This is a genomic window from Flavobacteriales bacterium (assembly GCA_020635855.1).
Lineage (GTDB): Bacteria > Bacteroidota > Bacteroidia > JACJYZ01 > JACJYZ01 > JACJYZ01.
Map to the genome: position 1 here is coordinate 773,952 of JACJYZ010000004.1, position 13,777 is coordinate 787,728.

11 protein-coding genes and 1 tRNA gene are annotated in these 13,777 nt (G+C 51.0%); 1 reads left to right on the plus strand and 11 read right to left on the minus strand.

The window, feature by feature from the left end:
* Positions 1–204: 204 nt before the first annotated feature.
* Positions 205–1,911 carry an AAA family ATPase gene (locus H6585_15335; GenBank protein ID MCB9449704.1) on the minus strand — a complete coding sequence of 569 codons (1,707 nt, stop codon included), beginning with the start codon at positions 1,909–1,911 and terminating at the stop codon, positions 205–207.
* Between the two features lie 162 nt (positions 1,912–2,073).
* On the opposite strand from H6585_15335, the gene H6585_15340 reads away from it, so the two are divergent.
* Positions 2,074–3,501, plus strand: coding sequence for an FAD-dependent oxidoreductase (locus H6585_15340; GenBank protein ID MCB9449705.1), 1,428 nt, complete (start codon positions 2,074–2,076; stop codon positions 3,499–3,501).
* A 13-nt stretch (positions 3,502–3,514) separates the two neighbouring features.
* On the opposite strand, the gene H6585_15345 is transcribed toward H6585_15340, so the two are convergent.
* From H6585_15345 to metG, 10 genes are all read right to left on the minus strand, one after another.
* On the minus strand, positions 3,515–5,437 hold the full coding sequence (locus tag H6585_15345) for a PD40 domain-containing protein (protein MCB9449706.1): 1,923 nt from the start codon (positions 5,435–5,437) through the stop codon (positions 3,515–3,517).
* A gap of 70 nt (positions 5,438–5,507) precedes the next feature.
* The gene (locus tag H6585_15350) at positions 5,508–7,142 is read right to left on the minus strand and encodes a PQQ-binding-like beta-propeller repeat protein (GenBank protein MCB9449707.1); all 1,635 of its coding nucleotides are present in this window, start codon (positions 7,140–7,142) and stop codon (positions 5,508–5,510) included.
* Between the two features lie 36 nt (positions 7,143–7,178).
* Complete coding sequence (locus H6585_15355) at positions 7,179–7,568, minus strand: hypothetical protein (GenBank protein ID MCB9449708.1); 390 nt, start codon at positions 7,566–7,568, stop codon at positions 7,179–7,181.
* Positions 7,553–8,695, minus strand: coding sequence for a hypothetical protein (locus tag H6585_15360; protein MCB9449709.1), 1,143 nt, complete (start codon positions 8,693–8,695; stop codon positions 7,553–7,555). The genes H6585_15355 and H6585_15360 overlap by 16 nt, the downstream gene beginning before the upstream one ends.
* 301 nt (positions 8,696–8,996) lie before the next feature.
* Entirely contained in the window at positions 8,997–9,194 is a 198-nt protein-coding gene (locus tag H6585_15365) for a YwbE family protein (protein ID MCB9449710.1), read from the minus strand.
* Positions 9,195–9,954: 760 nt separating this feature from the next.
* The gene (locus tag H6585_15370) at positions 9,955–10,299 is read right to left on the minus strand and encodes a DUF86 domain-containing protein (GenBank protein ID MCB9449711.1); all 345 of its coding nucleotides are present in this window, start codon (positions 10,297–10,299) and stop codon (positions 9,955–9,957) included.
* Positions 10,292–10,582, minus strand: a complete 291-nt coding sequence (locus H6585_15375; GenBank protein MCB9449712.1) for a nucleotidyltransferase family protein — start codon at positions 10,580–10,582, stop codon at positions 10,292–10,294. The genes H6585_15370 and H6585_15375 overlap by 8 nt, the downstream gene beginning before the upstream one ends.
* 450 nt (positions 10,583–11,032) lie before the next feature.
* A tRNA-Arg gene (locus H6585_15380) sits at positions 11,033–11,104 on the minus strand.
* 27 nt (positions 11,105–11,131) lie between these two features.
* On the minus strand, positions 11,132–11,530 hold the full coding sequence (locus tag H6585_15385; protein ID MCB9449713.1) for a four helix bundle protein: 399 nt from the start codon (positions 11,528–11,530) through the stop codon (positions 11,132–11,134).
* Between the two features lie 63 nt (positions 11,531–11,593).
* Positions 11,594–13,654 (minus strand): methionine--tRNA ligase, encoded by a 2,061-nt coding sequence (gene metG / locus H6585_15390; GenBank protein ID MCB9449714.1) that lies wholly within the window; start codon positions 13,652–13,654, stop codon positions 11,594–11,596.
* Between the last annotated feature and the right edge of the window lie 123 nt (positions 13,655–13,777).

Consider the following 13,777-nt stretch of genomic DNA (forward strand, 5'->3'; position numbering starts at 1 on the left):
CGGAACGGGTTTGCCCTGCTTCGGAATTGGTCCGATCCGTTCCGGAACAAATGTATCTGTGCCCGTCGCGGGAATATGTCAGAAATACATGAAGTGCCGGAATGAGTTCATGAACGGACGGTAACATTTCATATGGCTACCGACGGTACGTACCCGAGGTGATTGGGAATAGAAAGTAAGCGTTAAGTGGATGGCATTAAGGCCTTACCCGGAGAATGGACTTTCTATGAACAGCATGGCCAATCGCAGGTTTTCATAACTCACTTTTTCGTGCATCGCAGCATACAGATCTTTGAGACCGATCGGGTTGGTTGCGTCTTGCGGGGTGTTCGCGTTCAGTTGTCCGAGCGCTTGTTTCACTTCTGATATCAGCTCTGCTCCGGGTGCGAGATAGGACATGTCCAGATCCGGGTGCGATTTCTTGATCCTGGTCAGATGTGACAGGATCGTGCCGCGTGCCAGTCCGCGTTTTTCCATCATGTCTTCCACAGATAAATGTTCACGTATCAGTGCCAGCGTTTCATCATACGTGGATCCTTTTGTGGTTTTCTTTTTTTTGCGGGATGCAGTTTCTTCTTGGGAATGTTCATCCGGTGGCACACCTCCGCATTTCTCCATGAACAGTTGTGCTTCATGGGTGAGGTTGGAAGCGGTTGCCAGCGCCTCTGCTTCTGCAGACAATTCACGGAAGCGCTTATCTGCCCGCATCACCAGGTCATCCACCTCCAGCGCTTTTTGGTTGAAACCCACCAGGCGGAGTCCACGGATGTCTCTTAAGCGTGAAAGGGCAACATACCCTTGTCCTTTTTCAAACGTTTTGCTCAGGTCTATTTCTGCGGCGTCAAGCGTCATGCCCTGGCTTTTGTGCACGGTGATGGCCCATGCCAGCCGGAGCGGAATCTGTTCGAACGAAGCGATGGTTTTGCCTTTGGCATTCTCCACCGACCAGGTTTCGTGGTCGGCATAAACGGTTCGGCCGTCCATGGTTTCCACCACGGGCAGATCTTCGGAATCAAACCGGGTGACGGTACCCAGCGTGCCGTTCATCACACCTTTCTCATACATGTTTTTCACGAACATCACGCGGGCGCCTTTCTTCAGACGGAGCGTCTCTTCCGCCAGCACGGATTTCCGAAGCGTTTCCAGGGGCTTCTTTCTGCCTTTCAGAATGGCGCTGAAGGTTCTGGTTTCACCCGGAAGGCTGTTGAGTTTTTGTATGTTGATGTAGTCCACATCCAGGTTGTGTGTATACAACCGGGTGAGGTTGTCGCCCCCGATCTCATGGGCGGAAGTTGCCTGCAATTGCCTGGCGGCCCATTCGCCCGTCCGGCCTTCCCTTATCTCATTCAGGATCCGCGTCAGGGGACCATTCTCCTGCCTGTGTTGCTCGGTCAGGTAACAGATGGTGAGACCTGCATCCAGCCATGCAGCCGACATGAAAGCAAACTTGTTCTTGTTGATCTCTTCGCGTTTTCCGACAGGCGGCAGCTGAAAGAAATCACCGCACACAACCACCTGTATGCCACCGTAGGGTTCGTTGCTACTCCGAAGGAAACTCAATACCTGACGGGCCGCCTCGAGTTGGGCGCCGTGCAGCATGGAGATCTCATCGATGATCAGCACTTTCGCTTTTTCAATGTTCTCGCGGAAATGCTTTTTCGTTTTAAGGTCCCGCAGGTCTTGTACCGACATGCGGTCACGGATGCCGATGCCTGACCACGCATGCAGGGTCACGCCGTTCATGTGCGTGGCCGCAATGCCGGTGGATGCCGTTACGGCCACAGGTATTTTCCGGTCTTTCAGGTAGCGGATGTACTGCCTGAGCACATAGGTCTTCCCGCTGCCGGCGGATCCGGTGAGGAACACATTCCTGCCCGATTTCAATATTGCCAATGCCGTTTGCTGGTCCATGATTTTAGTTGCGCTGTAAAAGTAGAAAAGGGATGGAAGTATGCGGGAAAAAGTGCTGCACAAACTTACGAATGTAAGACACGGATGCATTGTGTGTTGTTTGCTGGTGCCGGCCAGGATCATTCCCTTCTCGTGTTTTCGTCTATTTTTGCTGCTGTAACCATGTCCGGAATCAAAGCGAAAATATGTGTGATAGGGGCGGGTCCGGCAGGACTGGCAGCGGCCTATGAACTGGTGCAACACGGCACCACGGACGTGATTGTGATCGACCGGCATGAGATGGTGGGCGGCCTGGCCCGCACCGTGTCATCACCGGGGGACGGTGCCCGTTTTGATATCGGTCCGCATCGCTACTTCACCAAAAATGCCGAAGTGAAAGCCCTTTGGTTCCGCTTGCTCGGAGATGACTTTATCACCGTTAGCCGTACGACGCGTATTTTTTACCGCGGAAAGCTGTTCAACTATCCCATCAAGGCGGGAGATGTGCTGATCAAACTGGGCATCTGGTCTTCTTTTCTCAGCTTTCTGTCGTATATCCGTGAGCGCATCATTCCCCGGCGCAACATCCGTACGTTTGAAGACTGGGTGACCGCCAAGTTCGGGGGCAGGTTGTACCGCACTTTTTTCAAATACTATACTGAGAAAGTATGGGGCATTCCATGCAGTGAGATCGAAGCGAGATGGGCGGCGCAACGGATCAAGGGGCTCAATTTCACAGAGGTGGTAAAAAAAGTGTTCGGAGGAACCGCAAAGGCGAAATCCCTGGTGGAATCGTTCTATTATCCGCGTAAGGGAGCGGGCCAGATGTATGAGGCCATGGCCGATGTCATCACAAAAGCAGGCGGACGCGTGATGCTGGCTACCGAGGTGATGTCGTATCAGCTTGAATCTGACCGCCTGGTTTCCCTTGAAGTGAAAGATGCCGCCGGCAACCTTAGCACCATCACGGCCGATCATTTCTTCAACAGCGCACCGATCACCGCGTTTTTTGAACGCCTGTCGGTGCCACCGCCACCTGCCGTTGCCGAGGCGTGCAAACAACTCTACTACCGTGCGCACATCACCGTGAACATGCTGGTGGAAGGAACAGACCTTTTTCCGGATCAATGGATCTACATCCATGATCCTTCTTTTCAGATGGCTCGGCTGGCCAACTACAACAATTTTGCATCTGATATGGTGGAGAAATCCGGCTTTACCGCTGTGAGTGCCGAGTATTTCACCTTCGAACATGAAACGTTGTGGAAGATGGATGATGAGGCGTTGATGCAGCTGGCCGTTGAAGAAGTACGCCGCCTGGGCCTCGTCGGCACCAGCAAAGTGAAAGGCGTATCGGTGATCCGGGAACGGGAAAGCTATCCCACCTACTTCATGGGTTACGAGCAGCCGTTCAATGTCCTGAAAGATCACCTGGACCGGATACGGAATGTGAGTCCGGTGGGCCGTGGCGGACTCTACAAATACAACAACCAGGATCATTCCATTTATTCGGGACTTGTAGCTGTGCGCAACTACCTGTTCCCCGACCACCACATGAGTGTGTGGCAGATCAACATCGACGCGGAATACCAGGAAGAAGAGTATGAATGACGCGAACGTCCGATCAGTCTTCCAGTATTACAAACTCCGTGCGGCGGTTGGCGGCGCGTCCTTCTTCCGTGTCGTTGGTGGCGATCGGTTGTGTTTCCCCGTATCCTTTTGCCTGTAACCGGGCTGCCGGAATGCCTGATTTGGTGAGGTAATCCATCACCGATTTCGCACGGTCGTGTGACAGTTTCATGTTGGCATCATCCGAACCCACGTTGTCGGTATGTCCGCCCACTTCCACGACCATGGACGGGTTGGCTTTCATCAGTTGGATGGCCTTGTTGAGTTCCAGGTAGCTTTCGGGTTTGAGTTCGGCTTTTCCGGTTTCGAAGAAGATGTTGTTCATCACCACCTTGGTACCTTTCTCGATCGGTTTCAGGTCGATGTCGCGCTTCACTTCCTTGTATTTTGCATCTTCCGGCAGGTCGAAGTTATCTGAGTAAAAGAAGTACCCTTCGCGGGTGGCGGATACGCCATACAGTTTTCCCACCGGCAGTACCACCAGGTAGGCGCCTGTTTTGGAGTTGCTCTTGCTGGTGGCGATGAGTTCACCTGTGGTCAGGTCTTCCACCAGCACCCATGCGCCAAGCGGGTCCTGCGTTTTGAAGTTCCGAACGGTGCCGGTGATCACCATGGTGGGTGTAGGGCGCAGGTCTTCCGGGATCTCCACCGAGTACAGGTCGAGGTTGTTGCCGCCACGCTCGGAAGCCATATAACCCACTTCGCCGGATCCTCCGATGGTGAAGTACAGGTCGTCTTTGTCGGTGTTGATGGGGTTGCCCAGGTTGGAGGGTTCGCTCCATTTCCCGTTTTCGAATACGCTCTTGAAGATGTCGAACTTACCGAAACCCGGATGTCCGTCGGAAGCGAAGTACAGGGTTTTGGCATCCGGACTGATGAACGGGGATTTGTCGTCGAACGGTGTGTTAATGGTGGGGCCGAGGTTCATGGCCGGACCCCATTTACCGAACCGGTTTTTTTCAAGCATGTAGATGTCTTCACCACCGTATCCACCTTCACGGTCGGAGCAGAAGTAGATGTGCTGGCCGTCGGATGACAGCGTGGGTTGCGAGTCCCATGAGTCGGAATTGATGATGTTGCCCATGTTGATTGGTGCACTCCATTTGTCGCCGTCCAGTTCGGAGATGTACATGTCGCAGTTGCCCATGCCTTCATCTCTGCCGCACGCGATATACACCATGGTTTGTCCGTCTGCTGAGAAGGCCGGCGCGCCTTCGTTGTTGGCTGAGTTCAAAGGGGCCGGCAGCAGCACGGGTTTCTGCCATTGGCCGTTCACTTGGTCGGTATAATAGAGGTCTTCATCGCCTTCTTCGTCTTCCGCTTTCTCCGGTGAGAAACCGCCTTTGCGCATGCTGGTGAAATAAATGCGTGTACCGGTGGGGTTGGTGGAAGGCATGTAATCATCCCATTCGGAGTTCACGGTGGCGCTCAGCTTTACGGGCGCTTTCAGGTTGGAAACGGCATCCTTGCGCACGATCGGACTTTCCTGCGCATAGTACAGCATCCAGTCGCCCTGGTGCAGGAAACGTGCCTTATCGGCTTCCCGTGAATACCTTTTGCCGAACTCCTGCAGCCAGTCCACCGCCTTGTCGGTTTGTCCCAATTGCTGGTACGCATTGCCGGCTTCGTAGTAGAACCAGGCCCAGTAATCGGGTTTCAACGCGCGCAGTTCCTCGAAGTATTTCACACAGTCGGCGTACTTGTCGTTGTAATACAGGGCAAGTCCCAGGTAGTTCAGTACATCGGCATTTTTTGGGTCGGCGTTGTAGGCTTTCAGCAGTTTGCTGGCTGCGGCCTTGTAATCACCGTCGTCATAGAGTTTTTTGCCTTCGTCATAGTACAGACCGTCTGTGATCAGTTGTGCCTGTGCATGCAGGGTGAGGCAGGCCAATGTGAAGAGGATGTAAATCTTGCGCATAGGATGGCTGGTTAGAAAAACAGGCGGAGGGATGAGATCCGACCGCCTGTTGAAGTTGTCATTTGTGGTATTACTTGGTGGCTACTTTGGTCACCGTTTTCTTTTCATACACATACACATAATCCCCTTCTTCGGTGAGGGTGGTGGTGGCGCCTTTGCGGGCGTTGAATTTCTTGTATGTGCAATCTTTCAGGTAGAAGGAAGCGATGTCGGCGCCTTCGGTTTTCATAATCAGGTAATCGCCTTTCGAGTCTTCCAGGGCAGATGACTTGTACCTGCCGGAAGCCACGAGTTTACCATCACTTACGTTGTGTGAGGAAACACCTTTGCTGCCGATAACGATCGCCTTGTCTTCGTAGAGCATCAGTTGTTCGCCACGGCCGATGTCGTCGTCTTTCAGTTCCACTTCATACACTTCGGTACCGTCGGCTACTTTCAGGGAGTAAATCGCTTTACCGCTACAAACGATGGCATTGTCGCCCACGGTGAATGAGTTGGAGATCCCTTTCTTAAAGCGCTCAGACTCCCATGCAACGGAACCGTCATTGGTGTTGATGGCTTTCAGGCCCCAGGGTTTTACATCCGGCCACCATACTTTGCGTTCAATCGTGATGTTGCCTTCTGAGTCTTTCTTGCGGATGATGGCCTGGCATTCCACGGTGCCACCGATCTGGAGGATGATCTTGTCGCCTGCCAGTCCCATTGCCGGGATGGCACGTGCACCTTTGATCTCGGGAGAAGTCCACAGCAGTTTACCTGTGTTGCGGTCGTACTTCTTCACGTATTGGCTTTTCTTGTTCGACATGTCGAGTACGTACACATCGTCACCGTCCCAGATGGGTTCGGCAACGGCGCCATAGATACCGAATGCGGTTGCGCCGGCAGGTGAACCCACCACATCGGCTGTGAAGTCGAAGGCGGCGGCCCACAGTTTGGCGCCGGTTTTCCAGTCATAGGTTTGGATACCGTTCATTTTCAGCACCACCATGTCATCTTTCAGGTCGAGGTCGAAAACGAACTCGCGGGTAACCACTTTACGTTCGGCACGGCCTACGTAGGTTTGTTCCCAGAGTACATCTCCGTTGTTCAGGTCGATCTTTGCGATCTGGTTCTTGAAACCGCTGAACAGGGCGGCGAGGCCACCGGGTACAAAGTTCACGGTCACGATCTGGTTGTCGCGGTACACGTATTTACCCACAACACCCTTGAACTTGGAAGTGCTCCAGAGCTCTTCGCCTGTGCGGGCTTTGATGAACACGAGGCTTTCTTTCAGTGAAAGCGCAAAGCCTTCCTTTTCGGCGATGTACACCACGTTGTCTTCCGACAGGTTCTGGTACTTATCGGTGGTCCACAGCACGGTACCTTTTTCAATGTCGATGCAGGCCACCTGGTCTTTGCCCATCTTCCTTTCGAACAGGAAAACGGTATTGGATTCCCAGAAGGGGATAAGTTCGTCAATCTTGCGCAGGTTGGGAGCGATTTCTTTAAAGGGCTTGCTCCAGATGGTATGTCCGTCTTTGTTGCTGAAAACGGTCATTTCCTTGTCGGATGCTGCGTAGCTGTAGCCTCTTTCTTCGAGTCCGGTACCTGAGTAGGCAATGCTGTGTTCAAGTCGTTGTTCCCAAACGGTGGTCATATCCTCCTGGGCAAAGCACGTAAGTGCAGACATTGCCAGAAGGCTGTGAATGAAGATTGACTTTTTCATTTGAAAGGAGTTAGGGTTGGATCGATAAGAATGAAATTAATTGTCGAAATTGAACATGTAGCGGAACTTGTAGTTTTTGTTCTTGGGCATGCGGAAACCCATCTTCATGGCTTTGATGGCATCTTTTACCATGTTCTGGAATTCGATGGAGCCGCCGTTTCTTTCCACCACAAAAATGGATACCACTTCGCCTTTGTTGCGGATGGTGACATCCATGATATAGGATCCGGTGATGCTGTGTTCCTGTTTCAGCTCACTCAAGCTTCCTGTTTTCATGGCTTCATCCATCACCTTGGCGGCGGCCTGTATCACTTCTTCCTGGTCGCTGATAAGGGTTTTCTGTGCGTGCGCACCCAAGGCGCCCATCATGAATACCAGGCACAGGGCCATGCCGAGTTTGGTCCATCTGATCATTCCGGTTTCCATATAATGGTTTGGTTTCCTGTTACGATGATGATCGAATCATCGGGTAGAAAGGCAAAGCTGGCGCGGCTGTCACCGGCCATTTTGTTGTTGATGGCATCCCGGAGGCGCTGGCGTGTGTCGAACCGGTTTTCCAGTTTTCCCTTTTCGAAATCATAGAGGTTGATCTGGGGCGCCACATCAAACGACACCACACCGAAGAGGGTCTTTTCGTTGTTCTCGGTGAAGTCGGGTTCGTAAGGGGCCAGTGACATAAAGGAGGTACGGAGGACGTCTCCCTCGGGCATGCGGATCATATAGATGTATCCCTGGCGTCCGGCCGTGGAGGTTTGCATCTTGGTGTGCGGGATGCTGTAACTGAACAGGCGGTAGCCATCGTGTGAATACTGGAGCCTGTAGATGATGTCGTAGATCTCATTGATGGTTTTGATCAGCTCCATGGATCCTGCGTCGTAGATGCTGATCATTTGCCGGTACTTCAGGGCAGGCTTGATGGCTTTCTTGTCGAGACGAATGCTGGGAACATCCTGCAGAAGCTGGGCGGTGGGCATGTGCGAAACGGCCACCTGTTTTCCATCCGGACTGATCGCCACGGCATTGGTGGCATTCTCCACTGTGAACTTCCTCATCATTCTGCCAGAGGGCAGCTCGTAAAAGCTTACATCATCTCCTTGCAATACCACGTAAAAGCTTTCGTCATACGCGATCGCTACAGAGTGTGCGGCATTGATCTTTTGCACGATTTCGCCGGATTCGGCATTCACGATCTCAAAGTCCACCTCGCGGTCTTTGTTCGGCGCCCAGTCGATGTAGAAGGTTTGTTGCAGCAACAGGTAGGTTCCCTTGGCGGAGTACTCCACCTTGGCACCGGCATACCAGTTGCCCACGTCGAATTTCTTCAGGATTTTGTCGTTGCGCCAGTCGTAGAGGAAAAGCGGAAAGCCTTGCGCGCCGGCGCAGGCAACGGTGTTTCCGTCGGGGGAGAGTGCCAGGCCGGACCTCACGGATGTTTCGCCTCCCATGTGGAAAAGTTTGTAGTCCACATTGGTTTGAACCTGTGCCATACCGGAACAGGTCAGCAGGAGTAATCCGAATGATAATGCCAGCTTAACGGGATGAGCCAGATTCATGATGCGTAGTTAGTTCACCGAAAAATTAAGCAGCGCTAAAGTAAGGAAATGGCGGAATACGGGCAAAAAAATCCGGAGTTCAAGTGGAATCTTAACTCCAGGTTCATGTAGAGCGTGAGACACAAGGGAACGCTGAGAAACCAGACGGTTAAAAATCAGGGAAATATGTGTGAGGGCGATGAGTCGGTTGGCGACATGAGGGCTGGGTGACTTTTAAGACTAGGGGTGCTGCAAATGCTTGACTCCGGCTGATCCGTCGATGAAGGTGTGATTTTAACAGATGGCAAGCAGGGATGTAGCATCAATCTACGATCTCCCGAACCCTTCCCACAATACCGGATTCCAGCATCACTTTGATCCCGCGGGTGTGCACGGCTGCGCTGGTAAGGATTCTTTTTACACGGCCATGGGTCAGCCGCCCGGTTTTCTGTTCGTGCTTCTGAACCACTTTCACCGTTTGGCCGATGCGGATGTTTGCGCGTATGGTACCGTCTGACATGGGTGTGATGGGGTTAAATAGGGAGTGAAAGGTACGGTTTATCAGCAACAGCATACAGCATACAGCAACAGCATACAGCAAGAGCATACAGTGAGTGCATACAGCAGTCCCCGATCAGTTGGGGTTTGACGATGTCTTTGCTACCAAGCGACTGGGGGGTAAACATCCATCGATGAATGAAAGAATCCCAGCGGGATTCAATGTTTATAGAAAACACGGACAATGCAAAATTCTGCGACCCCAACGGGGTCGTACCTCATCCTACCTGTGCAATCTTCTATAAACATTCAATGCCTCCGGCATTGGGTTTCCGTCATGGGATAAACACGTTCCACTTGATCGGCACGCAGGCACTAAAAAACACAAGAGCATACGGTGAGTTACTGTATGCACTCACTGTATGCGCTTGCTGTTTTCGTGGCGCTAAGTCGACATGACTTCGAACCGTCATGATGTGCTACGGACAAGTGAAGGTGAGATAAAAACCCACCAATGGAGGAAAGAATCCCAACGGGATTCAATGTTTATAGAAAACGTGAACAATGGAAAATGCTGCGACCCCAACGGGGTCGTACTGTCATGGATAAATATACCGGAAGGAGTGTATGAGAAATAAAAAATGCAGTGAGAGTTCCAGTGTGAGTCTTAAGGTAAAACAGTGTGTGGAGCCTGACATCAAAACTCAAACTCCACACTCACACTGTTTTTGTGGACCGGAGGGGACGGAAATCGAACTTTTTGGAGGATTTGAAGGCGGTGATTAATGCAGATCGTTGAAAACCTGTTTTATTTGGTCTTTCAACTCATCCAGGTTGTTCTGAATAATTTCCCAAACGATTTCGTAATCAATACCGAAATAGTGGTGTACGATACGGTTTCTGAATCCGCGGATACGGTGCCAGTCAACCGCCGGATAATCGGTTTTGACATGATCCGGTATCCTGCCAGCTGCTTCACCGATGATCTCAAAATTGCGGATGACCGCATCCACTGTTTTAGAATCGTTCATAAAGTCGTCAAAGGAAAACCCTGCTGTATAGGACTGGATCTTTTCAATGCTGTCAAGTATATCTTCCAGTAGTAAGCCAGGACTTCTTTCAGACATAAATGAGGCTTTTTGTGATCACATCCATGTACTTCTGTTTTATGCCCTTTTTTGAAACGAGATCAACCTTGGTATGAAGTAGCTTTTCCAGTTCATCAGCCAGGTCTATAAACTCCATCCCCACGGGTTTTTCAAATTCGACCAGGATATCTATGTCGCTTTCTTCCTTTTGTTGGTTTTGGGCATATGATCCGAAAATACCCAATGACCGGATGGCGTATTTCCTGAACAAGGCATTCTTGTGTCCGGCAAGCACTGTGGTTATGTCCCTGAGATTGGTCATATAGCAAAGATAGGAATTTGTAATCTCGGTTAGGAGAGAAGTCAGCATACAGTGTGAGCATACAGCAACAGAGACAAAGACAACAAGGGTATATGGTGAATCGGAGTTTCTGTATGCTGTTGCTGTTTTGTGGCGCTAAATCGACATGACTTCGAACCGTCACGATGTACTGCCGGCAAGTGAATGTGAGACAAACACCCATCGACAAAAGAAAGAATCCCAGCGGGATTCAACGTTTATAGAAAACACGGATGTTGGATAATTCTGCGACCCCGTCGGGGTCGTACATCATCCTACCTATGCAATCTTCTATAAACATTCAATGCCTCCGGCATTGGATTTTCGTCATGGATAAACACATTCCACTTGATCGGTACGCAGGCACTAAAAACAGCAAGAGCATACGGTGAGTTACTGTATGCTCCTCACTGTATGCTCTTGCTGTTTTCGTGGCCCCGACAGGAATCGAACCTGTATCTAAAGTTTAGGAAACTTCTATTCTATCCATTGAACTACGGGGCCGGGATAATGTGTTAATATGCTGATGTGCTAATGTGTTGATGACATGCGGGACGTCATCTTTTTTGATGAATTTTCGTTTTGTATAGCTGTAGATATGATCCGGGATAACAATTTCTTTATCGATACCAGGTTGTTCGTAAGCCGCTCATCAGTGTTTGGATAATTTGTTGAATGCTTGCATAGGAGCAGCCAATACTCCGTTTCTTCGGCTTCTTTTTGGGCAATTTTCAATTTATGAATGAAATCCGCTCTGCTTTCCGCCATTTGTGCTTCCCTTGCCAGAGCACCGATTGCTGTGCCGGACCTCAGCAGTTGTTTGGCAATTACGTATTTCTTTAAACCTTCCAATTCTTCGGAAAACTGCATAATAGCCAGTGCGAATTCAAATGTAACCTCAAGAAGTGGATTTTGTTGATCGTTTCCCATCCTGTCATTAGGTTATGACCAATATGTTTTTTCGGTACATCAGCACATCAGCATATTAACACATCATCTTACTGTACTTCCATTCATCATCTCATCCTCCGGTTTGACAAAGCAAAGCTTGCCATCCGCATCTTCTGCCATCAGGATCATGCCTTGGGAGGGGATGCCCCGGAGTTTTCGGGGAGCCAAATTTACCAAAATCAATACTTTCTGCCCAATGATATTTTCAGGTTGGTAAAACTGGGCGATACCCGATACCACCGTCCGCTTGTCGAGCCCTGTATCTATTGACAGTTTCAGCAGCTTGTCGGTATCCGGTACCTTCTCCGCTTCCAGGATTGTTCCGGTGCGGATGTCAACCTTGGTGAAGTCGTCGAACACGATCTCGGGTTTTGCTTCCATGACGTTGGGTTTTTTCGGTTTGTTCCGGTTCAGTTTGTCTTTCTGTGCCTGGATGGTATCGACTTCGATCTTCTCGAACAACAATGAGGCCTTGCCCAGCTGATGGCCTTCCGGCAAGAGGTTCAACGTTCCGGCAACGTCCCACTCGCCACCTTCCAGTTGTAGCATGCCACGCAGCTTTTCGGCCGTGAAGGGCAGGAACGGTTTCATCACCACTGCCAATGCCGCACCGATCTGCAACGCAATATGCATAACAGTTTTCACGCGTTCGGGATCGGTCTTGATCACTTTCCACGGTTCGTTATCAGCCAGGTATTTGTTGCCGATGCGGGCCAGTTGTATGGCATCGGCAAGGGCTTCGCGGAACCGGTAGGCCTCAATGCCTTGTCCTACTTTCTCAGGAATGGCTTCGCATTGTTTGATGACTTCTTTATCCGCTTCTGTGGGTTGACCCAACGTCGGCACTTTTCCTTCATAATATTTGTCGGTGAGCACCAGCGCCCGGTTCACGAAGTTGCCGAAGATGGCCACCAGTTCGTTGTTGTTGCGTGCCTGGAAATCGTCCCAGGTGAATTCGCTGTCCTTCAGTTCCGGGGAAATGCTGCACAGTACATAGCGCAATACATCCTCTTTCCCGGGAAAGTCATCCAGGTACTCGTGCAGCCATACCGCGTGGTTGCGGGAGGTGGAGATCTTGTCGCCTTCCAGGTTCAGGAATTCATTGGCGGGTACGTTCACAGGCAGGTTATAGCCACCATGCAGCTTCAGCAGAATGGGGAAGATGATGCAGTGGAATACGATGTTGTCTTTCCCGATGAAGTGCACCAGCTGTGTGTTGGGATCCTGCCACCGGCTTTCCCAATCGGTCTTGTGATCAAGGGCCCATTGCTTGGTAGCCGAAATATACCCGATCGGGGCATCCAGCCATACATACAGCACTTTTCCTACCGCATCGGGCAGAGGTACCTTCACACCCCAGTCGAGGTCGCGGGTCATGGCGCGTGATTGCAATCCGCCGTCGATCCACGATTTGCACTGTCCGATCACCTGTTTTTTCCAGGCTTTCGGATCGTGATGCGGTTTACCTTCCAGCGTACCCTGTTCGATCCATTCCTTCAGCCAGCCCTCCTCTTTCTGCATAGGAAGGTACCAGTGGCGGGTGGTTTTTAAAACCGGTGTTTTGCCGCTCAAGGTGGATAAGGGGTTGATGAGGTCCGTGGGGTTGAGGCTGCTGCCGCACTTCTCGCACTGGTCGCCATAGGCTTTGTCGTGTCCGCATTTCGGACAGGTACCTGTGATGTACCTGTCGGCAAGAAACTGCTGGTATTCCTCATCAAAGAACTGTTCCGATTCCTGTACGTCAAATGCACCCTTGTCGTAAAGTGTTTTGAAGAAGTCGGCCGCCGTGTGGTGGTGAAGTTCCGAAGAAGTCCGGTGGTAAATGTCGAACGACATACCGAAACGTTCGAATGTCGCTTTGTTCAGCTCATGGTATTTGTCCACGATCTCCTGCGGTGATACCCCTTCTTTTCTTGCCTGGATGGTGATGGCGGCGCCATGCTCGTCGGAACCGCAGATGTACACCACATCCTTACCACGCAGGCGCAGGTAGCGTACGAAGATGTCGGCCGGCAGGTATGCGCCGGCGATGTGCCCTATATGAAGCGGCCCGTTCGCATAGGGAAGGGCCGAGGTAACCGTGTATTTGTCAGCGTTTGCCAATGGTGCGTTTTCGTATCTTCGGCAAAGATAACAAGTTAGCCCACATCAGAATCTGTTACATCTTGTTCTAGGTGGTATGATGAAACTTCAGAATTCACAAGCTGTGTTTAACTAAAAAGCTAA